The 22,221-nt window shown below is 71.9% G+C and carries 18 protein-coding genes; 12 read left to right on the plus strand and 6 right to left on the minus strand.

From position 1 onward, the window contains the following. Positions 1-225: 225 nt before the first annotated feature. Genes PV734_RS23175 through PV734_RS23185 form a run of 3 tightly spaced genes read left to right on the plus strand, consistent with a single transcriptional unit; the run spans position 226 to position 1,123 of the window. Entirely contained in the window at positions 226-531 is a 306-nt protein-coding gene (locus tag PV734_RS23175; protein ID WP_319092780.1) for a hypothetical protein, read from the plus strand. Between the two features lie 2 nt (positions 532-533). Further along, positions 534-758 (plus strand): hypothetical protein, encoded by a 225-nt coding sequence (locus PV734_RS23180; RefSeq protein WP_319092779.1) that lies wholly within the window; start codon positions 534-536, stop codon positions 756-758. Continuing rightward, positions 755-1,123, plus strand: a complete 369-nt coding sequence (locus PV734_RS23185) for a DUF6415 family natural product biosynthesis protein (RefSeq protein WP_319291423.1) — start codon at positions 755-757, stop codon at positions 1,121-1,123. The genes PV734_RS23180 and PV734_RS23185 overlap by 4 nt, the downstream gene beginning before the upstream one ends. 137 nt (positions 1,124-1,260) lie before the next feature. Here PV734_RS23185 and PV734_RS23190 read toward each other — a convergent pair whose 3' ends face one another. Both PV734_RS23190 and PV734_RS23195 read right to left on the minus strand, forming a co-directional pair. Further along, complete coding sequence (locus PV734_RS23190) at positions 1,261-3,198, minus strand: potassium channel family protein (RefSeq protein ID WP_319092777.1); 1,938 nt, start codon at positions 3,196-3,198, stop codon at positions 1,261-1,263. Positions 3,199-3,370: 172 nt separating this feature from the next. Next, positions 3,371-4,546: a cobalt-precorrin-5B (C(1))-methyltransferase gene (locus tag PV734_RS23195; RefSeq protein WP_319093047.1), complete on the minus strand. Its 1,176-nt coding sequence runs from the start codon at positions 4,544-4,546 to the stop codon at positions 3,371-3,373. A gap of 18 nt (positions 4,547-4,564) precedes the next feature. Between PV734_RS23195 and PV734_RS23200 the strand changes: the two genes are divergently transcribed. From PV734_RS23200 to PV734_RS23220, 5 genes are all read left to right on the plus strand, one after another. Next, a complete protein-coding gene (locus PV734_RS23200) occupies positions 4,565-5,344 on the plus strand; it encodes a cobalt-precorrin-6A reductase (RefSeq protein ID WP_319291425.1) in 780 nt (259 codons plus the stop codon). A 178-nt stretch (positions 5,345-5,522) separates the two neighbouring features. Next, a complete protein-coding gene (locus PV734_RS23205; protein WP_319092775.1) occupies positions 5,523-6,836 on the plus strand; it encodes an NAD(P)/FAD-dependent oxidoreductase in 1,314 nt (437 codons plus the stop codon). Continuing rightward, the gene (locus PV734_RS23210; protein WP_319291427.1) at positions 6,833-7,564 is read left to right on the plus strand and encodes a DUF1365 domain-containing protein; all 732 of its coding nucleotides are present in this window, start codon (positions 6,833-6,835) and stop codon (positions 7,562-7,564) included. The genes PV734_RS23205 and PV734_RS23210 overlap by 4 nt, the downstream gene beginning before the upstream one ends. Then, positions 7,561-8,871 (plus strand): cyclopropane-fatty-acyl-phospholipid synthase family protein, encoded by a 1,311-nt coding sequence (locus PV734_RS23215; RefSeq protein WP_319291430.1) that lies wholly within the window; start codon positions 7,561-7,563, stop codon positions 8,869-8,871. Before PV734_RS23210 ends, PV734_RS23215 begins: the two co-directional genes overlap by 4 nt. Next, the gene (locus tag PV734_RS23220) at positions 8,868-9,686 is read left to right on the plus strand and encodes a DUF1295 domain-containing protein (protein WP_319092772.1); all 819 of its coding nucleotides are present in this window, start codon (positions 8,868-8,870) and stop codon (positions 9,684-9,686) included. The genes PV734_RS23215 and PV734_RS23220 overlap by 4 nt, the downstream gene beginning before the upstream one ends. 54 nt (positions 9,687-9,740) lie before the next feature. Here the strand turns inward: PV734_RS23220 and PV734_RS23225 are convergent, their stop codons facing one another. Then, positions 9,741-10,493: an anti-sigma factor gene (locus PV734_RS23225; protein ID WP_319291434.1), complete on the minus strand. Its 753-nt coding sequence runs from the start codon at positions 10,491-10,493 to the stop codon at positions 9,741-9,743. Beyond that, positions 10,490-11,074, minus strand: a complete 585-nt coding sequence (locus PV734_RS23230) for a sigma-70 family RNA polymerase sigma factor (RefSeq protein WP_319092770.1) — start codon at positions 11,072-11,074, stop codon at positions 10,490-10,492. The genes PV734_RS23225 and PV734_RS23230 overlap by 4 nt, the downstream gene beginning before the upstream one ends. A gap of 166 nt (positions 11,075-11,240) precedes the next feature. Here PV734_RS23230 and PV734_RS23235 point away from each other — a divergent pair, with 166 nt between their 5' ends. After that, entirely contained in the window at positions 11,241-12,359 is a 1,119-nt protein-coding gene (locus PV734_RS23235; RefSeq protein ID WP_415924252.1) for a HoxN/HupN/NixA family nickel/cobalt transporter, read from the plus strand. 483 nt (positions 12,360-12,842) lie between these two features. Here PV734_RS23235 and PV734_RS23240 read toward each other — a convergent pair whose 3' ends face one another. Then, entirely contained in the window at positions 12,843-13,484 is a 642-nt protein-coding gene (locus PV734_RS23240) for a precorrin-8X methylmutase (RefSeq protein WP_319291437.1), read from the minus strand. A 157-nt stretch (positions 13,485-13,641) separates the two neighbouring features. Here PV734_RS23240 and PV734_RS23245 point away from each other — a divergent pair, with 157 nt between their 5' ends. From PV734_RS23245 to PV734_RS23255, 3 genes are all read left to right on the plus strand, one after another. Beyond that, on the plus strand, positions 13,642-14,949 hold the full coding sequence (locus PV734_RS23245; protein ID WP_319092767.1) for an amidohydrolase family protein: 1,308 nt from the start codon (positions 13,642-13,644) through the stop codon (positions 14,947-14,949). Positions 14,950-15,080: 131 nt separating this feature from the next. Continuing rightward, a complete protein-coding gene (locus PV734_RS23250; RefSeq protein WP_319092766.1) occupies positions 15,081-16,517 on the plus strand; it encodes an RICIN domain-containing protein in 1,437 nt (478 codons plus the stop codon). A 248-nt stretch (positions 16,518-16,765) separates the two neighbouring features. Beyond that, on the plus strand, positions 16,766-17,626 hold the full coding sequence (locus tag PV734_RS23255; RefSeq protein WP_319092765.1) for a GNAT family N-acetyltransferase: 861 nt from the start codon (positions 16,766-16,768) through the stop codon (positions 17,624-17,626). A gap of 90 nt (positions 17,627-17,716) precedes the next feature. Here PV734_RS23255 and PV734_RS23260 read toward each other — a convergent pair whose 3' ends face one another. Then, positions 17,717-21,844: a hypothetical protein gene (locus PV734_RS23260; RefSeq protein WP_319291440.1), complete on the minus strand. Its 4,128-nt coding sequence runs from the start codon at positions 21,842-21,844 to the stop codon at positions 17,717-17,719. Positions 21,845-22,221: the final 377 nt, after the last annotated feature.

A 22,221-nucleotide genomic window follows, 5' to 3' on the forward strand; every position in this document is an offset into this window, starting at 1 on the left:
CCGGACCCCACCATCTGTCACACGCGTAGAAACCAGCAGATGGGAATCGGGGATGGCCAATGCACTCCCGCTCGTGCCGACGATCGTTGACGCGCGCGTGAGCCTCGTTCGACTGCACGCGGGTGCCCCGCGCCATGACCACGGCGTGGCCTTCTTTGGGAGACGCCAGCAGACCCCGGCGGTGCGTGAACACCCCGGGGCGCGGCCGACTATGAAGGAGTCGACGTGTATCTCGTACCGCGATTGCTCGAACGTGTGAGAACACTCGTGCTCGGGCCGCCTGCGTTCAGCAGCCCCACTCCTGATGCGGACCGGGACGACGGCTCAGGCGTGATCGTGCACGATCCGTCGCCGGAGATGTGGGGAGCCATCCTCGTCCACGCCCGACGTCGCAGGGCTCAGCGCCAAGGGTTGGTGCCGACGCGCGCTTGGTTCGTCGAGCTGGGCGCAGCCCTTCCGGTGCGCGCCTACGCCTTTCCACCGAACGGGCAGGCGCGAGCGCTGACCCTGTCGGCGCAGGAGGTCCGGTGAGCATGACCGCGTACAGGCCGAACCTCGGCGACACCGTCGAGGACACCGACGCCGGGAGGATCGGCAAGGTCATGGGCTTTGAGGGGCCGTACGTGCAGGTGCGGCCGGTCGGTGGCGGCCGGGAATGGGATGCGCGTCCGGAGAATCTCCGGCCCGTCACCGGCGCCGACGCGCTGAGTTCGGCCGTCGCGGTGGCCAACGCCCGTTCACGGGGAGAGTGGTTGTGACGCCGAAGACCCCCCTGCCCCTCGACGTCGAGACGATGCGCGCCACCGCGTCCCGACTGCTGGCGCCGGACGCCGAGCCGCCCTCCGTGGACGAACTTCACACGCTGATGCTCACGCTGAAGGGGCACCTGGCGCTCATCATTCCCGAAGTAGGGCGGGTTGCCTCAGCAAGGCGCGGTGACGACACCCTCGCCCGAGTGGACGCTCGGATGGCCATTTCCGAGACGCGCAGGAAGCTGCGTATCAAGCCGAACCTCGGCCCGAGTTCACACGTCGCGTACGCACGCCGTCTTTCCCGGTCCTTGAATGCCCTGTGCGACCACTACGAGAACCTGCGCGGCGCACATCCGGAGGCTGGGCAGTGAGTGCCAAGACCCGCGGAAGACCTGACGCTGTCCGCCGAGTGCACGTCGCGAAGCATCTCGACCACAACTGCCGCGCACGGATCACGGATCACGGACAGGACGGGAACAGGACGGGTAGAGGCGCCGGAGCCGAGGAACTACACCCCCGCCCGCTCCGCCCGCCGCCGGCCCAACAGCTCCGCCAACCCCCGTCGCGTAGCGGCCAGTACCACCCTGTCCTCCGCCCGCAGCACATACGTCACCGGCAGATCCCACACCAGCCCGGACGGACGTCCGTCCTCACCGACGCCCTGTGCGGAGCCGCCCGCGGCACCCACCCCCGTGTCCAGCGCCAGCACCCGCCAGGCCCCCGCACGGAACGCCTCCCCGACCGTCCGGCCCTCCAACTGGGCGTGCCCGCCCACCCGCATCGCCGCGAACAGCAGCACCCGCCGCTCGACCGGGATCGTGCCCAGGATCTGCGTCTGGCGCCCCATCATCGCCCCGGCGAAGGCGGGCGCCGCGAGATGCGACACGCTCCGGCTGCGGGTGGTGGCGCCGGGGTGCGCCGCTCGCAGGGTGCGGTACACGGCGGTGGCGAAGTCGTCGTCGTACAGGCGCAGGACGACGCGCAGGTCGGGCCGTACGGAACGCCCGTACAGCACCGCCTCCAGGTTGGTCGTGTCGGCGCTGGTGAGGGCGAGCAGGGCCTGGGCGCGGTTGATCTTCGCGGCCTCCAGGACGCCCTCCTGGGTCACGTCGCCCAGGACCACCGGCACCCGCAGCCGCCGTGCCGTCGCGAGCCCGCGCGCGTCGGGGTCCGCCTCGACGCACACCACCGGGATGTTCAGTTCGCGCAGCCGGGTCAGTACCCGGGTGCCGATCTTGCCGAGCCCGAGCAGCACCACGTGGCCGCTCAGTCCGCGCGGCGGCCTCCGTACCGCGGATCCGCTGCGGAACGTACCGAGCGCCTCCAGGACGGCGGCCAGCAGGACCGGCAGCAGCAGCAACCCGACGAGCCCGGAGAGGAGTTGGAGGATCTGGCGGGGCATCGAGGCGCCGAGTGCCGGGTCGTTGATCGCGAAGAGGTCGAGCAGGGTCAGGTACGTCGCGTGGATCGGATGGTCGCCGGTCGCGATGGTCAGCGCGATGGCGAGGGCGATCACGGCCCCGACCATCCCGGCCAGCGACCACCGCAGCCGCCGGGAGAACAGCGAGGCGAACGGCGGCACCACGCCCCGCCCGCGCCCGCCCGACATCGACGTCCCGGAGTACGCGTACGCCACCTGCTGGAGCACGACCGTCCCGCGTCCGGTGGCCGCCGCGACCGCCGCCTCGTCGGGGAGCAGCCGGGGTCCCTGGTCGCCGCTGCCCTCGGAGCCGTCCGCGCCGGCCGGGTCGCTGCTCGTCGCGGACAGCAGGGCGAGTGTGTGCAGGCCGGGGTCGGCGACCTCGCCCGGCGCGGGCGGCAGCCGTTCCACCGCGCGCAGCAGCAGTCCGGCGGTCTGGACGACCTTGCTGGTACCGGTGATGGCGGTGGCGGCGAGTGCGGGGGCGGCGGTGTCGGCGTCGGACAGGACGGTGGTCGACGCGTCGAAGTCGCCTGGCTCGGCAGTGCCGTCGCCGGGGTCCGCCGACAACACCGATGCCTGGTCGAGGAGTTCCTCGATGTGCTGGCCCAACCGCCGGTTGTAGAGCCTCAGTACGAGCCGCAGGCGTGGGTTGAGGCGGCGGGCGGTGAGTGCGGCGCGGATGTTGGTCTCGTCGTCGTCGTACACGAGGGCCAGGGCCGCGGCCCGTTCCGCGCCCGCCTGGGCGAGTACGGCCTCGGTCGCCTCGACGGCCTCCAACATCCCCGCGTGCGGCCCGGGTTCACCGCTTCCGGCCGGCCCGGTGGTCCCGTTGCCCGCCGCCCGGTTGACGGCCGCGGACATCCGGTCGAGCAGCGCCGACGCGGTTCCGGCGGGCCGGACGACCACCGGCGGCCGTACGTTCCGCTCCGAGGGCGGGACGACGAGCGTGACCTGCTCGCCGTAGACGTTGCGGAGTTCGTGGGCCAGGCGGTGCGCGAGTCCGTCGTCCCCGGCCACGATCATGTGCGCGGCGGGATCACCTGCACCCGGACCACCCGGACCACTCGGCCCGTTCGGCCCGCTCTGACTCGGAAGGTTCCCCAGGATCGCCACGAGGGAGAAGACTGCCGTACGGGGACGGGCGGTTGCGGGCCGGGGCCCGTCGGACGCGGAGGTCAGGCGTTCGGAAGCGCGGTCACGCGCGCCCGCCGGCGCTCACCCCGCTGCGTCCCACGATCCCGCCCGCCCGGTCGATGCAGATCACGTCGACCGCGACGGGCGCCCCGCGCAGCACGGTCAGGGCCTCGTCGCGTGCGGCCACCGCCACCAGGTCGCCGAGCGGGACACCGGCCGCCGCGCACAACTGCAGTGCCGCGAGGCCGGTGTTGGCGTCCGCGACCTCGGCGGCCAGGGTCTCGCTCGCGCCGCCGCGCCGGGCCAGTTCGGCGAGGAGGCCGAGGTCGACCTGGGAACGGGCGGAGTGCAGATCCAGGTGACCGGCGGCCAGCTTCGACAGTTTCGCGAACCCGCCGCAGATCGTGAGCCGGTCGACGGGATGACGGCGTACGTACTTCAGTACCGCCCCCGCGAAGTCGCCCATGTCGAGCAGGGCCTGCTCGGGGAGTCCGTAGGCGGCCACGACCGTCTTCTCCGAGGTCGAGCCGGTGCATCCGGCGACATGGGTGTGTCCGGCGGCCCGGGCCACGTCCACGCCCCGCCGGATCGAGTCGATCCACGCCGAGCAGGAGTAGGGGACGACGATCCCGGTGGTCCCGAGGATGGACAGGCCGCCGAGGATGCCCAGACGCGGGTTCCAGGTGGACCGGGCGATCTCCTCGCCGTGGTCGACGGAGACGGTGATCTCGACGTCCCCGCCCCCGCCCCCGATCCCTTTCCCGTGTTCGGCCGCCACCCGGGCGACGTGCTCGCGCATCAGCTGCCGGGGGACGGGGTTGACCGCCGGTTCGCCGACCGGCAGCGGCAGTCCCGGGCGGGTGACCGTGCCGACGCCCGGACCGGCCCGGAAGACGACGCCCGACCCGGCGGGCAGCAGACGCACGGTCGCCCGGACCAGCGCGCCGTGGGTGACGTCCGGGTCGTCGCCCGCGTCCTTGACGATGCCCGCCATGGCGTACGAGCCGGTCAGCTCCTCGGTGGCCAGCGCGAACGCCGGTGTCTGGCCCCTGGGCAGCGTGATCGTCACCGGGTCGGGAAAGTCGCCGGTCAGCAGGGCGGTGTACGCGGCTGTCGTGGCGGCGGTCGCGCAGGCGCCGGTGGTCCAGCCGGGGCGCAGGCCGGTGTGCTTGAGTTGGGCGCCGCGCCCGCCCCCGGCCTCGCTGCCGTCGCTCGCCGCTCGTCGCTCGCCGCTCATGAAGGGAACCCGGTCCTCGTGCATGTACTGATCCTGGGCGGAACGGCCGAGGCCCGCCGTCTCGCCGAGCTGCTGGCGGCTGAGGAGGGTGGGGTTCGGGTGACGTACTCGCTGGCCGGACGGGTCTCCGCGCCCCGGCTGCCGCCCGGCGAGGTGCGCGTCGGTGGCTTCGGCGGGGCCGAGGGGCTCGCCGAGTGGCTGCGCGCGCACCGGGTGGACGTGCTCATCGACGCCACTCATCCCTTCGCCGCCACGATCGGTTTCCACGCGGCGCGGGCCGCCGCCGCGGTCCATGTTCCCCTGCTCGCGCTCCGGCGTCCCGGCTGGGTGCCGGTCGAGGGCGACGACTGGCACGGGGCCGGCTCCCTGGCGGAGGCCGCCGCGCTGCTGCCCGCGCTCGGCCGGCGCGTGTTCCTCACCACCGGACGCCTGGGCCTGGCCGCCTTCGCGGGAGCCGCCCTGGACGAGCTGTGGTTCCTCGTCCGTGCCGTCGACGCGCCCGAGGCCCCGCACCCGGCCCGTATGGAGGTGCTGCTGGACCGGGGTCCCTTCACCCTTGAAGGCGAACGCGAGCTGCTGCGCCGCCACCGCGTCGACGTCCTCGTCACGAAGGACAGCGGCGGCCCGGCGACCGCCCCGAAGCTGACGGCCGCGCGGGAGGCGGGGCTGCCGGTGGTCGTCGTACGGCGTCCGGCGGTACCGGAGGGTGTCCGGGTGGTCGACGGGCCCGAGGAGGCGCTGCGGGTGCTGCGGGTGCTACGGCTCGGCGACCGCCCCGCACCCGGCGAACCGGGCTGATCCCTGCGGCCGGGGTACGGGGGCCGGTCCTCACCCGGGCCCACCCGGCCCCCTGGGCAGGACTCCGCCCCCGAGCAAAGCCAAAACCGTCTCCTTCCCGACCAATCTGCTGTCCGACCTGATCCGGATTACGCGGAGACCGCGTAGACGGCGGATCGCGGAGGCGGGAGGAGAGACGATGCGGTGGACGTCGAGGGAGGCGTCGGACGACCCGGGGCGGGCGGCACGGGGCGGGCGGCGGACGGCGGTGGTGGGCTCCGGGGTGTCGGGGCTGACCGCCGCGTACGTCCTGGGCCTGGACCGGCACGTCACCCTGTACGAGGCCGACGACCGGCTCGGCGGACACGCTCACACCCACGAGCTGACCTCGCCGCACGACGGACGGGTGCACCACGTCGACTCCGGGTTCATCGTGCACAACCGCCGCACCTATCCGCGCCTGCTGCGGCTCTTCGACGAACTCGGTGTCCCCACCCAGGAGTCGGAGATGAGCATGTCGGTGCGGTGCGAGGGGTGCGGACTCGAGTACGCGGGGGCGCGCGGCCCGGCCGGACTGTTCGCCCGGCCCCGCAACCTGTCGCGCGGCCCGTACCTGCGGCTGCTGACCGAGGTGCCCGTCTTCTACCGGGCGGCCCGGCGGCTGCTGGCCGAGGACGGACGGGCCCCGCTCACGCTCGGAGAGTTCCTGGACCGGGAGGGCTTCTCCGCCTACTTCCGCGCCCACTTCGTGACACCGGTCGTGTCGGCGGTGTGGTCCTGCGACGCCGGCACCGCCCAGCAGTACCCGGCCGCCTATCTGTTCCGCTTCCTCGAACACCACGGGATGCTGTCGGTGGGCGGCTCCCCGGTGTGGCGCACGGTCACCGGCGGCTCGCGCACGTACGTCGACCGGGTCGCCAAGCAGCTCGGCGAGACACGGACCGGCGCTCCGGTGCGCGCCGTGCGGCGCCACGCCGACGGCGTCGAGGTGACGACCGACGACGGCGCCACCGAGCCGTACGACTCCGTGGTGATCGCGGTCCACCCGGACCAGGCGCTGCGGCTGCTGGCCGACGCGACCGAGCGGGAGCGGGAGGTGCTGGGCGCCTTCCGCTACTCCCGCAACACCACTCTTCTGCACACCGACACCCGGATCCTGCCGCGCGCCCCCCGGGCCCGCGCCTCCTGGAACTACCTGATGCCGTCGTGCGAGGCGGGCGCCGACCGGGTGCGGGTCAGCTACGACATGAGCCGGCTGCAACGCCTCGACGCCGCCGAGACGTTCGTCGTCACCCTGGGTGGCGAGGACCGCGTCGACCCGGAGCGGGTGCTGGCCCGCATGGTGTACGAACACCCGGTCTACACGCCCGAGTCGGTGGCCGCGCAACAGCGGCTCCCCGAACTGGCCAGTACGGTCTGCGCGTTCGCGGGCGCCTATCACGGCTGGGGGTTCCACGAGGACGGCTGCCGCTCCGGCGTCGAGGCCGCCGCCGCGCTGGGGGCACGCTGGTGAACGCCGTACCCGCCCTCTACGCCTGCACGATCCGGCATGTGCGGACCACGCCCCTGCGGTACACCCTGCGGCACCGCACCTACCTGTGGCTCGTCGACCCCGACCACCCGCCCCGGCTGCCGTTGCCGCTGCGTCCGCTGGCCCGGTTCGACCCGCGTGACCACTTCACCGGTGAGCTGCCCTCCGTCCGGGCCGGTCTGGACGCCTTCCTGGCCGGGCACGACGTCCGGCTGGACGGCGGCCGGGTGGTGATGCTGACCCACGCGCGCGTGTTCGGGTACGTGTTCAACCCGCTCACCCTGTACTGGTGCCACGGCCCTGACGGTGAGCTGCGCTGCGTGGTCGCGGAGGTGCACAACACCTACGGCGGGCGGCACTGCTATCTGCTGAGCCCGGACGCCGCCGGGGTCGCCCGGACCGGCAAGGAGTTCTACGTCTCGCCGTTCTTCCCGGTCGACGGCGACTACCGCATGCGGCTGCCCGCGCCCGGGGAGCGGCTCGACCTGACCGTCCGGCTGGACCGCGCGGGCGGCCCGGCGTTCACCGCGACCGTACGTGGCGTCCGGCGCGAGGCGAGCCCTGCGGCCCTGCTGCGGCTGGCCCTGCGCCACCCCTGGTCCACCCTCGCCGGATCGGCCGCGATCCGGTTCCACGGAATACGCCTCTACCTGCGGGGACTGCCCGTCCAGCCCCGCCCCGACCACCGCACCCCGGAGAACATGACATGAGGACCGCAGACCCACAGCCCGCCCTCCCCGGGCAGGCCGCCGCCGTCGACCCCGCGCGCTGGCCCGACGTCGCCGCCGTGCCCCGGGCGTCGCGCCCCCGGACCGCGGTGACGGCGGCCCTGGTCCGGCGAGCGCTGAGCGGGCTGCCGTTGCGGGTGCGGTTCGCGGACGGCGAGACCGTCGGGCTGGGCGGGCCGCTGCTGGAGGTGCGCGACCCGGCCGCCTTCCGGGCCCGCCTCGGCACCGGGGGACTGGTCGGGTTCGGCGAGTCGTACATGGCCGGGGAATGGGACGCCCCCGACCTGGTCGCCACCCTCACCGTGCTCGCCGCCCACGCCGCCGAACTGATCCCGGCTCCCCTGCAACGGCTGCGCGGCCTGTGGGCGCCGCGTCACCCGTCGGACGAACGCAACACCCCCGACGGCTCCCGCGCCAACATCAGCCGCCACTACGACCTGTCCAACGACCTGTTCGCCCTCTTCCTCGACGACACCCTCAGCTATTCCTCCGCGCTCTTCCGGGGATTCCCGGCGAGCTGGGACCTGCTTGCCGATGCCCAGCACCGCAAGATCGACCGGCTGCTCGATCTCGCCGAGGTCGGCGAGGGCACCCGTGTGCTGGAGATCGGCACCGGCTGGGGCGAACTGGCCCTCCGGGCCGCCGGGCGCGGCGCCCGCGTCACCTCGCTCACCCTCTCCGCGGAGCAGCGGGCGCTGGCCCTGGAACGGGCCGACGCGGCGGGGCTCGCCGACCGGATCTCCGTCGAACTGCGCGACTACCGTGAGGCGCGCGGGGAGTACGACGCCGTCGTCAGCGTGGAGATGGTCGAGGCGGTCGGCGCCGAGTTCTGGCCGGTGTACTTCCGCACCCTGGACGCGCGGCTCGCCCCCGGCGGCCGGGTGGCGCTCCAGACCATCACCATGCCGCACGAGCGGATGCTCGCCACCCGGGACACCTTCACCTGGATCCACAAGTACGTCTTCCCCGGCGGGTTCATCCCGTCCACGCGGGCGATCGAGGAGACGGTCCGCGACCACACCGGCCTGCGCCGGGCCCGACGTGACGGTTTCGGCGCGCACTACGCGGAGACCCTGCGGCTGTGGCGGGAGAGGTTCGCCGAGCGCGCGGACGACGTCGGGGCGCTCGGCTTCGACGACACCTTCCGCCGGTTGTGGACCTTCTACCTCGCCTACTCCGAGGCCGGGTTCCGCGCCGGTTACCTCGATGTCCAGCAGTACCTCTTCACGAAGGAGACCTCCGCCGTGAGCACCCACCGGACCCACCAGCAGGGACGGCACCCGGCGTGAACGGCTTCTCGTGGGAGGCCTTCGCGCAGGGCCTGGCCCCGGCCGCCGGCGCGGCTCTCACCGTCATGCTCGTCACCTTCGCCGTCGCCGTACGCACAGGCCTGCACCGGATCGTGGACATCGCCTGGGGGATCGGGTTCGCGGCGGTGGCGGCGGTGAGCCTCGTCGTCTCCGCCGGGGAAGGCGATCTCGTACGACGTCTGCTGGTGACCGTACTGACAGCGGTGTGGGGGCTGCGGCTGGCGGCGCACATCGCCCGCCGGGGCCGGGGTCACGGCGAGGACCCGCGCTACGAGGCACTCCTCGCGAAGGGCTCCGGCAACCGGAACCTGTACGCCCTGCGCATGGTCTACCTGCTCCAGGGAGGGCTGGTGTGGCTGGTGTCGTTGCCCGTCCAGGCCGCGCAGTACGTGCCGGGACCGCTGTCGGGGCTCGCCTGGGCCGGCGTCGCGCTGTGGGCGGTCGGCCTCGGCTTCGAGGCGGTGGGGGACGCGCAGCTGGCCCGGTTCCGGGCCGATCCGGCGAACCGGGGCAGGATCATGGACCGGGGTCTGTGGGCCTGGACCCGGCATCCCAACTACTTCGGCGACTTCTGCGTGTGGTGGGGTCTGTTCCTGCTGGTCTGCGACTCCCCGGAGGCGGCGGCCGTGTCCGCGGTCTCCCCGGTGGTGATGAGTCTGCTGCTGACCCGGGGCAGCGGAAAGCGCCTGCTGGAACGGCACATGACCGGCCGGCCCGGCTACGCCGAGTACGTGGCCCGCACCAGCGGTTTCCTCCCGCGTCCACCGAGGCGGAAGGCGCCGGACCCGTCGTGACCGAATTCCCGGCGGCACCCTCCCGTCGAGGCGGGAGGGCCGGGACGCCAGGGCTCAGCCGGGGAAGCTCATCAGGGCGATGGGCGCGGAAGTGGGGTGCTTGGAGCCGCCGGTGGGTTCGACGGTGACGCCCATGCCCGACGCCCCGTCCACGGTGCCCTTCAGCAGGACGGTCTGTTCACTGCGGCCGGGGTTCATCAGGCCGGCGGAGCGCATGGTGCCGTCGTCGTCAAACCACAGTTGGTAGACCTTTCCGCTCGGCGGGGAGGCCATCCCGGACACGGCGAAGACGGCCTTGTCCAGGCTGGGGGAGACGACCACCGAACCGGCGGCGCCACCGGCCAGCCGGGCGGCCCGGGTCCGGGCGTCCGGCGCGGCCAGTACGGCGGCGATCCCGTCGGCGGCCCGGGTGGCACGGCGCGCCTGCTCCTGGGCGTCCCGCGCCTGCTGGTGCTGCCACACGGTCGTCCCGCCCAGCGCCGCCACGGCGGCGAGGCAGGCGGCGAGGGCCCACCGGGACAGCGTCCGCGCGCGCGGGCCGACCCGTACGGGAAGCTCCTTGGCCGGGGTGCCGGGGGTCTGCTGACGGACGGTGGTGATCCTGCGCAGCACCTGTGCGCGCAGCTCAGGAGAGGGCTCGGTGGCCACCGCAAGGCCCAGTCGGACGGCGGTCTCGCGCAGCTCGGCCGTCTCCAGCGCGCACGCCTCGCACCCGGCGAGGTGCCGTTCGAACGCCTCGCCCTCGTCGTCGGACAGGGCGTGCAGGGCGTAGGCGCCCGTCAGCCGGTGCGGATCGGTGGTCGTCACGCGGTCACCCCCAGGCAGTCGCGCAGGCGGATGAGTCCGTCCCGCAGTCGGGTCTTGATCGTGCCCAGCGGAACGGCCAGGGCTTCCGCCACCTCGGGGTAGGTCAGCCCCCGGTAGTACGCCAGGGTGACGGCCTGGCGCTGGATCTCGGTCAGGGTGCGCAGACAGCGCCGCACCTGCTCCCGCTCCAGCCGTGCCTCGACGCGCTCGACCACCTCGTCGTACTCGGGCACGCGTTCCAGCAGCGCCGCCTTGTGGTCCCGGAGGGTGGCGGCCTCCACCGAGCGCACCCGGTCGACCGCCCGGCGGTGCGCCAGGGTGAGAATCCAGTTCATGGCCGTCCCGCGCTCGGGCCGGAAGCGCGGAGCGGTCCGCCACACCTCCACCAGCACCTCCTGCGCCACCTCCTCCGACTGGGCCTGATCCCTGACCACGGCCCGCACGACACCCAGCACCCCGGCCGAGACGGCGTCGAACACACCGGAGAACGCCTCCTCGTCGCCCAGGGCGACACGGCCGACGAGTTCCTGCAGGTCCGGCCCGGCCGATGGATTTCTGCTGATATGTACCGCTTCTTTCACCGAGAGCCTCCATGGTCGGGACATGTCCAGGCGTAATCCGTTCCCGCGCGGACGGTGGATTGGTGCGGATTGGTCAGGACGGCGCACATGACCGGCCCCGGCTTCCCCGGGCCCCGCAGGTCTCCCGAACCCCCTGACCGAAACCTGTCGGGAGCTTTACTGCACATTGATTGCAGGTGACTGTTGCTGGCAGCAGGCTGAGGCGATGAGTCGTGAGGAGTGGATCAGGGTCGGTGGCATGGCCGCCTTCATCGTGGCGCTGCATGTCATCGGCTGGTTCACGCTGGTGGCGCTCGTCGCGCCGGAGCACTACAGCGTGGGCGGCAAGGCTTTCGGCATCGGCATCGGCGTGACCGCCTACACGCTCGGCATGCGGCACGCCTTCGACGCCGACCACATCGCCGCCATCGACAACACGACCCGGAAGCTGATGGGCGAGGGGCAGCGCCCGCTGTCCGTCGGGTTCTGGTTCTCGCTCGGCCACTCCAGCGTCGTCTTCGTCCTCGCCCTGCTGCTGTCGCTGGGCGTCAAGGCCCTCGCCGGACCGGTCCGGGACGACGGATCCGACCTGCACGACGTCACCGGCCTCATCGGTACGACCGTCTCAGGGACGTTCCTCTATCTCATCGCCGGCATCAACCTGGTCATCCTCGTCGGCATCTGGAAGGTGTTCCGGCAGATGAGGACCGGCCACTTCGACGAGGCCGCGCTGGAGGAGCAGTTGGCCGGCCGGGGCTTCATGAACCGTCTCCTGGGCCGCTTCACCAGGTCGATCACCAAGTCGTGGCAGATGTATCCCCTGGGCCTGCTCTTCGGCCTCGGCTTCGACACGGCCACGGAGGTCGCGCTCCTGGTGCTGGCCGGGTCGGGCGCGGCCTCGGGGCTGCCCTGGTACGCGATCCTGTGCCTGCCCGTCCTCTTCGCGGCCGGGATGTCACTGCTCGACACGATCGACGGCTCGTTCATGAACTTCGCGTACGGCTGGGCGTTCTCCAAGCCGGTCCGCAAGGTCTACTACAACCTGACGATCACCGGACTGTCCGTCGCCGTCGCGCTCATCATCGGCACGGTCGAACTCCTCGGCCTGCTGGCCGAACAGGCCGACCTCCACGGCCCGTTCTGGGACCGGGTGTCCGGCCTCGACCTCAACATCGTCGGCTACGTCATCGTCGGCCTGTTCTTCGGAACATGGGCCGTCGCCCTGGTGGTGTGGAAGGTCGGCCGCATAGAGGAGAGGTGGACCTCGGACCTGGCAAAACCGGCCCTGGCGAAATCAAAGACGTAGCGACCCGTTCCTGACCGACTCCAGGAGCACCCCGCCCACTTACACCGACCGCACGGCCCGCCCGCGCAGTGCCCGGTTCACACGGACTGCGGGGCCTCCTTCCTGTCCGTGCAGTGCCCGGTTCACACGGATCGCAAGGCCTCCACACTCGTCGGTGCAGCGCTCGGTTCACACGCGCCGCGCGATCCCTGCCCCACCCGTGGAGCGCACTGTTCACACGCGCTGCGTGACCCCCGTACCCGTCCGTGCAGCGCTCGGTTCACACGCGCCGCACGCCCCCCGCCCTGTCCGTGCAGCGCACTGTCCACACGCGCTGCGTGACCCCCGTACCCGTCCGTGCAGCGCTCGATTCACACGCGCCGCACGACTCCTGCCCTTGTCCGTGGAGCGCACTGTTCACACGCGCCGCACGCCCCCCCCGCCCACCGCACTGTTCACACCGGCCGCGCAACACCCCCGCCCAGGCCGGCGCAGCGCCCCCCTCTACTCCGTCTCGTTCGCGATCGCGTTCACCGCTGCCGCCGCGATGGCGCTGCCGCCGCGGCGGCCCCGTACGACCAGATGTTCCAGTCGGGACGGGTGCTCGGCCAGTGCGGCCTTCGACTCGACCGCGCCGACGAAGCCCACCGGGACGCCGATCACCGCGGCCGGGCGGGGGGCGCCCTCCTCGATCAGTTCCAGTAGCCGGAAGAGCGCGGTCGGGGCGTTGCCCACCGCCACGACGGCACCCTCCAGCCGGTCGCGCCACAGCTCCAGCGCGGCGGCGCTGCGCGTGGTGCCGAGTCTCGCCGCCAGGTCGGCCACCGCCGGGTCGGTGAGCGTGCAGATGACCTCGTTGCCGGCGGGGAGCCGCGCGCGGGTGATGCCGCTGGCCACCATCGAGACGTCGCAGAGGACGGGCGCGCCCGCGCGCAGAGCCTCGCGGGCGCGGGTGACCACGTCCGGGGTGTAGCCGAGGTCGCCCGCGAGGTCGACCATCCCGCAGGCGTGGATCATCCGTACGGCGACCTGGGCGACGTCGGCGGGCAGCCCGGCGAGGTCCGCCTCGGCGCGGATGGTGGCGAAGGACTGGCGGTAGATCGAGGCGCCGTCCTTCTCGTACTCGAACACAGTGCTCTCACTCATCCGTCGACGTGCGTGCTGCGGGCCCCGGTGATTCTACGAACGCGCGGACAGCGGCCCCTTCCACCGCGTCCGGACGGTTGATTCTCTGAAAGTGAGAAGCTAATTTACGTTGACAGAGAAGGTCGGAATCAGTGCGGAACCACTGCGGAGGAACGTCATGGAACGGGACGACCTGATCCTGATCAGCGTGGACGACCACATCATCGAGCCGCCCGACATCTTCGTGAACCACCTGCCGAAGCGGTATCTGGACGATGCGCCGAAGCTGGTCCACCGCGAGGACGGCAGCGACGTGTGGCAGTTCCGCGACAGCACCATCGGCAACGCCGCGCTGAACGCGGTCGCCGGGCGCCCCAAGGAGGAGTACGGCCTCGACCCCCAGGGCATGGACGAGATCAGGCCGGGCTGTTACGACGTCCATGAGCGCGTCAAGGACATGAACGCCGGCGGCGTCCTCGCCCAGATGAACTTCCCGTCCTTCCCCGGCTTCGCGGCACGCCTGTTCGCCACGGACGACGACGACTTCTCGATGGCGCTGGTGAGGGCGTACAACGACTGGCACATAGACGAGTGGTGCGGTGCCTACCCCGGCCGTTTCATCCCCATGGCACTGCCCGCGATCTGGTCGGCGGAGCTGTGCGCGGCCGAGATCCGCCGGGTGGCCGAAAAGGGCTGCCACTCGCTGACCTTCCCGGAGAACCCGGCCGCCCTCGGCTACCCGAGCTTCCACGACGAGTACTGGAACCCGGTGTGGCAGGCGCTGTCCGACACGAACACCGTCATGTCGGTCCACATCGGTTCCTCGGGCAGGCTGGCCATCCCGGCGGTCGACTCGCCGCCGGACGTGATGATCACCCTCCAGCCGATCAACCTGGTCTCGGCCGCGGCCGACCTGCTGTGGTCGAGGGCCGTCAAGGAGTACCCGGACCTGAGGATCGCGCTGTCGGAGGGCGGCACGGGCTGGATCCCGTACTTCCTGGAGCGGGTCGACCGCACCTTCGAGATGCACGCGACGTGGACGCTCCAGGACTTCGGCGGCAAGCTGCCGTCCGAGGTGTTCCGCGACCACTTCCTGACCTGCTTCATCAGTGACGACCTGGGTGTGAAGCTCCGGCACGAGATCGGCATCGACAACATCTGCTGGGAGGGCGACTACCCGCACAGCGACTCCATGTGGCCGGACGCGCCGGAACAGATCCACGACGTCCTGCGGAAGCACTCCGTCCCGGACGAGGACATCGTCAGGATGACCCACGAGAACGCGATGCGCTGGTACTCCTTCGACCCCTTCTCCCACATCCCGAAGGACCGGGCCACGGTCGGCGCGCTGCGCGCGGCGGCCGAGGGGCACGACGTCACCGTCCGCTCCCGCAGCCGCCAACTGATCGAGCCGGTGGACAAGTTGGAGGCGTTCAGGTCACGCGCCCGGGCGGCGGTGGCGGCAGCGGCGGCGGCTGGGCGGTAAGGGGGCAGGTGAGGGGCGTACCGGCGCTGTCGGTGAGGCGGGGCGCGGCGCGGCGATCGGTGCCCCTCCGGTCAGCCCGGCCTGCCCGGACGGCTCCTGACGGATGACCCGCACGGCCGTAGCGTCGAACAGTGAGCCTATGGACTTCCCTCGAACCTGCTTCGACCACCGTGGATCCCGGCGGCAGTGCGACCGTGCGGCTGCGTCTGCGCAACACCGGTGACGTGGTCGACGAGTACCGCTTCGAACCTGTCGGGGCCCTCGCGCCCTGGACGACCGTGGAGCCCGCCTCGCTGCGGCTGTTCCCGGGTACGACAGGGACGGTGGAACTGACCTTCGCGCCCCCGCGCACACCGGACGCGACAGCCGGCCCGAACGCGTACGCGGTACGGATCACGCCGACCGAGTATCCGGAGTCGACGACCGTCCCCGAGGGGAACCTGACGATCACCCCCTTCACGGAGGTGCGCGCCGAGCTCGTACCCCCGACGGTGAAGGGCCGTTTCCGGGGGCGGCCGAAGCTCGCCGTCGACAACCTCGGCAACACCAGGGTGACCGCGTCACTCAGCGGGCACGACAACGGCGACCAGCTGTCGTACGACATCCATCCGGCCAACGTCCAGATCGAGCCCGGCCGTGCCGCGTTCGTGAAGACCACGCTGAAGCCGCGGCAGATCATCTGGTTCGGGTCCAAGCAGGAGCAGCCGTACACGCTCGCGGTGAAGCGGTCGGGTGTCACACCGCTCGCCGTCGAGGGCACCTATGTGCAGCGGAGCTTCCTGCCCGGCTGGCTGGCCGGCGCGCTCGGGATCTTCCTGGCGCTCGCGATCACGTTCGCGATGCTGTGGATCGCCTACAAACCCCGGGTCGTCAGCAGCGCCAAGGAGTGGCAGGAGACCGCCGTCAGCACGTTGCCGCCCGCCCTCTCCGCGCCCCCGGCCCAGCCCTCGGCGCCCGCGGTGTCGGCGCCGCCCGTCGAGGCCGCCCCGCCGGTGGCACAGCCGACGGCTTCGCCGCAGGCCGACGGAGGTGGCGGCGGAGGGGGAGGCGAGAAGGCCCCGCCCGCCAAGCCGAAGGCGCCGAGCGTGCTGCCCGCGCCCGACATCATGCTGCGCAACCCGACCACCAAGATGTGCGCCGATCTTCCGGCGGCCGACGACACCGACTCGAAGAACCGGGTGGTGCAGTCGACGTGCGACGAGGGCTCCGCCACCCAGCGGTGGAACCTTGAGGTGAGGTATCCGAAGCTGGGGCCCGGTGCCACGGCTCTCTTCCAGATGCGCAACGTCAAGGAAGGGCTGTGCATGGATCTCGGGTACTACGGGGCCCAGCCCCTCAGGTCCCCGATCCTGCGGTACACCTGCGACGGCACGACCGCCGACAACCAGCTGTGGTGGCTCGCCAAGCAGAAGAGCGGCGACTACTGGATCCGCAACTACGCGAGCAACAACGCGTGCCTGGACGTCGCGGGCTTCAGCACCGGCGGCAAGGGAACCAACCTCACGCTCTTCACCTGCTCGAACACGGACGACCAGGAGTGGCAGATCATCCGGCCCGCGAGCGCCTGACCCAGGTGACGGCCTGCGGGCACAAAAGAACCCGACCGCTGGCGACGGGGGATGCACCAGCGATCGGGCTCTGGCCAAGGATAACAAGACTGGATGCCCGGTGGGAGCCGACTACTCCGCAACAACGACCAGTTGTGATCGGGATCACTAACTTTATTGCCCACTTCAGTACAACCGTTCCCCAACTACTTGCCAGTACTTCCCAGTAAGACGCCCTCTCGTGTCCAACGCGTCGGAGATCATGAACCATGCGCCCGGATGACTGGTACCTCACCGACGACGTCCACGAGTTCCTCGCCCACGCCGGGGACTTCCTGTGTTCCCGGCCCGCCCCGCACACCACCGCGCTGACCACGCTGGAGAGGCTGCGGACAGGCGGAGCCGACGCGCCGGTCACCGAGGACCCCGTCTTCGGCCGGCTGGAGGAGGCGGGCCGGGTCACCGCCGTCTTCTACCGGCTCACCCCGCGCAGACTCCTGAGCACCACCTCCCTCACCCCCGAGCAGGCCGACGGCCTCGCCGCCCACCTGGTCGCCCTCGGCCACCGACTCCCCGGCGTCAGCGCGGAGATCGGCACCGCCACCGCCTTCGCCGAGGCCTGGCAACGGCGTACCGGCGCGACACCGGCCTTCCGCGACCGGATCCACCTGTACCGCCTCGGCACGCTCACCCCGCCGGAGCCGGTCCCGGCGGGCCGGGGACGACTCGTGGGCGACGAGGACCACGAACACCTCATGGGGTGGTGCCGCGAGGCGGCGGAGGAGTTCGGGGAGGACGTCACCATCAACGCCGAGACCTGGCCCCGCACCCGCTTCGGTGAGAAGCGCTACACCTACTGGGAGACCCCTGACGGCACCCCCGTCTCCATGGCGGGTGTGAACCCGCTGGTCGGCGGCCAGGTGCGGGTCGACCCCGTCTACACCCCGGCCCATCTGCGCGGCCGGGGCTACGCGGGCGCCGTGACGGTCGAGGTCACCCGAGCCGCGCTCGCCGCCGGTGCCACCGACGTCGTGCTGTACACGGACCCGGCCAACCCCACCAGCAACGCCCTCTACCGGCGCATCGGCTACCGACTGCTCACCGACTGGGGTTCGTACGACTTCGGATGACCGGCCTCTTTCCGCACCCGCACGAGCCCCCGCCCCCGCACCCGCCTTCTGACCCGCACCCGTACCCGCCTCCTGACCAGCACCCCTGCCTCATCCGGCACACGGTGGCTCGTACGACAGCTGCGGCAGATACTCGTGCCACCTCTCCGCCGTCAGAACGCCCCGGGTCGTCGCGCAGATGTGCTCGACGGCCGTGTCGACGTCGAGGTTCCACAGCCGGACCGTGTCCGCGCCGCTCGACACCCCGACGAAGTCGCCGTGGGGGCTGAACGCCAGGAAGTTGCCCGTCTTGGCGTTGGGGCTCATCGACTGGCCGATGGGTTTCGCCCTGGCGGGGTCGCCGACCTCCCAGAGCCGGACGGTGTTGTCGTTGCCGCCGCTCGCCAGGACGTCTCCGTCCGGGCTGAACGTCAGTGACTCGACCGCCTCGGTGTGCCCGGTGAGAGGGGAGCCCACGCTGTGCGCGTCCGCCGGGTCGGAGACGTCCCAGAGGCGGACCGTGCCGTCGTCGCTCCCGCTGGCCAGCGTGCGGCCGTCCGGACTGAGGGCCAGCTCGTTGACGGGACCGAGGTGTCCCCTGAGCACCTTGCCGAGAAGGGTGGCCCTGGCCGGGTCGGTGACGTTCCACAGGCGGATCGTGCCGTCCGCGCTGGCGCTGGCCAGCGTACGGCCGTCCAGGCTGAACACGAAGGAGTCGACGTAACCCTTGTAACCGGTGAGCTGGGGTCCGAGCGGGCGCAGATGGGCCGGGTCGGTCGCGTCCCACAACTGCACGGTGAAGTCCTCGTACGCGGTGGCCAGTACGCGCCCGTCCGGGCTGAAGGCGACGGTGGCAGCGAACCGGGTCTTCAGCCGGACGGGGGCCGCGAAGGCCACGGGTCGCTTCGGGTCGCTGACGTTCCACAGCTGGACCGTGCTGTTTCCGCTGGCCATCGCGAGAACGCGGCCGTCGGGGGAGAACACCGGCGACCGTACCTCGCCCTCGCCGGGCGTGAACGGTTCGCCCTCCGCCACCGGGTGCTCGGGATCGGACACGTTCCACAGCCGGACCCGTCCGTCGCGCGAACCCGTGGCGAGCAGCCTGCCGTCGGGGCGGAACACGCCGATGCGGCCGATCATGTCCGACGTCGGCAGCGACCACAGCCGCACCTTCCGGTCGCCGCTGCCGGTGGCGAGCGTACGGCCGTCGGGGCTGAAGCCCAGCGCGTACATCTCGCCGCTGCTGCCCGCGAGGGGTTCGCCGACCTCCGACGGGTACTGCGGATCGCTGACGTTCCACAGGCTCGCCGTGCCGTCCGCGCTTGCGGCGGCCAGCGTGGTCCCGTCCGGGCTGAACGCCACCGACCAGATCGCGTCGGTGTGACCGGTCAGCGGTGCGCCGAGCTGGGCCGCGTGGGCGGGGTCGGACACGTCCCACAGCCGGATCGTGTCGTCGGCGGCGCCGCTGGCGAGGGTACGGCCGTCGGGGCTGAAGGCCACGGAGTGCACCAGGTCCGTGTGCCCGGTCAGTCTCGTGTCGTACGGCTTCGGGTCACCGGGCTTCGAGACGTCGTACAGCCGGATCACCCGGTCGTCGCCGCTCGCCGCCAGTCTCCGCCCGTCGGGGCTGAACGCGATGGCGCGCACGGCGGCGCCCGCGCCCCTGAGGGTGCTGCGGAGCGTGGGTCGGGCCGGGTCGGCCATGTTCCACAGGCGGACCGTGCGGTCCTCGGCGGCCGAGGCGAGCGTACGGCCGTCCGGGCTGAAGGCGATCAGATAGATCGTGCCGTCATGGCCGTCCAGGGGTGTGCCGAGGGGGCGCGGACGGGCGGGGTCGGTCACGTCCCAGCGGCGGACCGTGCCGTCGTCGCCCGCGCTGACCAGAGTGTGCCCGTCGGGGCTGAAGACCGCGCTGCTCACCCAACTCGCGTTCGCGGCAAGGGGCTTGCCGAGCGCCTTGGGACGCGCCCGGTCCGACACGTCCCACAGGCGTACGGTCCCGTCGTAACTGGCGGTGGCCAGGAGCCGTCCGTCGGGGCTGAACGTGGTCAGGTAGACGGCGCCGGTGTGGCCGTTCAGCGGCGTGGCCAGTGGTGTGTTCACGATCGAGATCAGACGGCTGCGGGTACTCGCGTCGTCCGGGCGGAGACCGTGGGCGACCAGGCTCAGCTGCGCCGACAGCGACGGGTCGCTGGACTGGACGCGGTCCGCCTCGGCGAGCACGTTCTCGAACACCGCGTCGTCGCGCTGCTGCCGGGCGATCAGCGCCGCGCCCCCGGCCAGCAGGGCCAGCGCGACCACCGCGGCGACGGCGGCGCGGCTGATCAGGACGGTACGTCGGCGCAGCTTGACCGAGGCGGCCAGGAACTGCACGGCGCCACGGGTCAGGAACGTGTCACCGGCGGCCTTGGCCCAGGTGTGCGCCTGCTCCAGCCGGGAGCCCCGGTAGAGGAGTGAGGTGTCGCGCTTCGACTCCTCCCAGGACCGGCTGTCGTCCTCCAGGCGCTGGCGCAGCAGGTTGCCGCCCCGGTCCTCCTCGATCCAGTCGCGCAGTCGCGGCCAGGCGTGCAGCAGTGCCTCGTGGGTGATCTCCACGCTCTCCGAGTCGAGCGTCACCAGCCGGGCGCGCACCAGCGCTTCGAGGGACTCCTCCGTCTTGTCCGGGTCCGTCGACTCGGCGGTCAGCTGCCGTCGCGTACCGCGCCTACGGGTGGCCTGGGTGTCCTCGCCCAGCCGCACCAGCCGGAGCAGCAGCAGCCGCGCGGCGGTACGGGCCGCCGGGTCGAGGCCGGTCCAGGCGCGCTCGGCGGTCGCCGCCACCGCTCCCTGGATACCGCCGGCCGCGCGATAGCCGGACAGGGTCAGCCGTCCCGCCTTGCGGCGCTGCCAGGTGGCGAGCAGGGCGTGCGAGAGGAGGGGCAGGACGCCCGCGTCGTGCGTGCCGCGCGGTCCGTCGGCGCTCACCTCCCGCACGATCAGCTCCGCGAGCCCCGGTTCGAGCTCCAGACCGACGGCCTTGGCCGGCCCGGTCACCGCCTCCCGCAGCTCGGCGCTGGTCAGCGGCCCGAGGACCATGTGCCGGTGCTGCAGCGCGTCGGCGAGTTCGGGATGGCGCAGGCACTGCTCGTAGAAGTCGGCGCGCACACCGAGGACGACGAGCGCGGCGGCCTCCTCACCGTGACCGGGGGGCGAGGAGGCGGCGTGGAGAAACTGGATGAAGGTGTTCCGGACCGCCTCGTCGGAGCAGAGCGTGAACGTTTCCTCGAACTGGTCGACGATGACGACGGGTCGCCCGCAGGAAGGAGAAACAGAAGGAGAAACAGAAGGAGGAAGAGAAATGGGAGGGGAAATAGAAGGAGATGGAGAAGAGGGAGGGGGAAAGGCGGAGGAGTCGCTGGGGGCGTCGCGGCGGGACCAGGCGGTGATCGTTTTCCGTATCGCGCGGGCGAATTCGGGCGTACCGGGTTCGTTCGCCGGCTGTCCGGCGGGGGAGAGGATCTCCGAGAGGGCGGGTATACGGCTGGTCAGTTCGGCGAGTGGATCACTGCCCGGCACGAGCTGAAGGATCTCGGGGGCCGGCTGTTCCGGGCCGTCCAGTGCCCCTTCCCGCAGCGCGGGCACAAGTCCGGCGCTCAGCAGGGAGGACTTGCCCGCCCCGGAGGCGCCCACGAGCATGACGAGACCGCCGGCGGCGTCGCTGTCCCCGCTCGCGGTGCTTCCCGCCGCGCGGAGCTGCGCCACGAGGGCGTCGGTGCTGCGCTCCCGGCCGAAGAACCACCGGGTGTCCTCCAGCCGGTACGAGGCGAGGCCCCGGTAGGGGCACACCCCGCCCGGCACCGCCGGGACCTCGGCGGCGGGCGGTTCCTCCTCGTCCGGGGGGCCGGTGACGCGGTCGCCCACCGGGTCGGCGACGGCGCGTTCCCACAGGCGCTGCCACTGGACCATGTCGTAGAGACCGGGGGAGACGGGCACGGGCCGGGCCCGCCGGGCCCGCGGCACGAGGACGCTCAGTACGGCGGCGAGGGCGGCGAACTGAGCGGGCACGTTCTTGGCGCGCCGCCAGTCGCTGATCCGCTGTACGGAGACCCGCACGGGGCGCCCTCGTTCGTCGACCCGCTGCAACTGGACGACGGCTTCGGCCACCCGTTTGAGGGGAGGATTACCGGCCTCCTTGTACAGCAGTGAGAGCCGCTCCGCGAAGGCCGTGCGTGCCCCTGAGTCGGAACTCAAGGTCTCCACCCCTTACCTCGCCCGCGTGCGTCATCCGGTGTCATCCGGACCGGAAAACCCACTCTATACGGCTGACCTGCGGTTACGTCGTCGGCCCCGGACCGGAACCTCCTCTCCGGGAGCCGTGAATGGCAGGATCATGCCGCAACAAAGAACCAGCCGCGTGGCGTCCACCCGGACCACCAGCGCAGCGATCCCAGGGGCAGCTCGGAGGCCGGACGTTTTCGGCCACGGCTTCCGGGATTCGCCAGCCGGGGGAGTCGATGGCACCACACAGGCCTGAGATCCGCGGAACCGGCCGATGTCCGGACTCCTCCCGGGTCCCCGACCATCGTTCGGCACCGGTCCCCACGTGGGGAGGGACCGGTGCCGAACGGCGTTGTGGG

It is taken from the genome of Streptomyces sp. AK08-02, from assembly GCF_033795085.1.
GTDB classification, from domain to species: Bacteria; Actinomycetota; Actinomycetes; order Streptomycetales; family Streptomycetaceae; genus Streptomyces; species Streptomyces echiniscabiei.

What these genes read in the sequence shown, in the direction of transcription:
- PV734_RS23180 (WP_319092779.1), top strand. Translation starts at nt 534, where the DNA reads ATGACCGCGTACAGGCCGAACCTCGGCGACACCGTCGAGGACACCGAC.
- PV734_RS23190 (WP_319092777.1), bottom strand. Translation starts at nt 3,198, where the DNA reads ATGATCGTGGCCGGGGACGACGGACTCGCGCACCGCCTGGCCCACGAA.
- PV734_RS23195 (WP_319093047.1), bottom strand. Translation starts at nt 4,546, where the DNA reads ATGAGCGGCGAGCGACGAGCGGCGAGCGACGGCAGCGAGGCCGGGGGC.
- PV734_RS23205 (WP_319092775.1), top strand. Translation starts at nt 5,523, where the DNA reads ATGCGGTGGACGTCGAGGGAGGCGTCGGACGACCCGGGGCGGGCGGCA.
- PV734_RS23215 (WP_319291430.1), top strand. Translation starts at nt 7,561, where the DNA reads ATGAGGACCGCAGACCCACAGCCCGCCCTCCCCGGGCAGGCCGCCGCC.
- PV734_RS23240 (WP_319291437.1), bottom strand. Translation starts at nt 13,484, where the DNA reads ATGAGTGAGAGCACTGTGTTCGAGTACGAGAAGGACGGCGCCTCGATC.
- PV734_RS23245 (WP_319092767.1), top strand. Translation starts at nt 13,642, where the DNA reads ATGGAACGGGACGACCTGATCCTGATCAGCGTGGACGACCACATCATC.
- PV734_RS23255 (WP_319092765.1), top strand. Translation starts at nt 16,766, where the DNA reads ATGCGCCCGGATGACTGGTACCTCACCGACGACGTCCACGAGTTCCTC.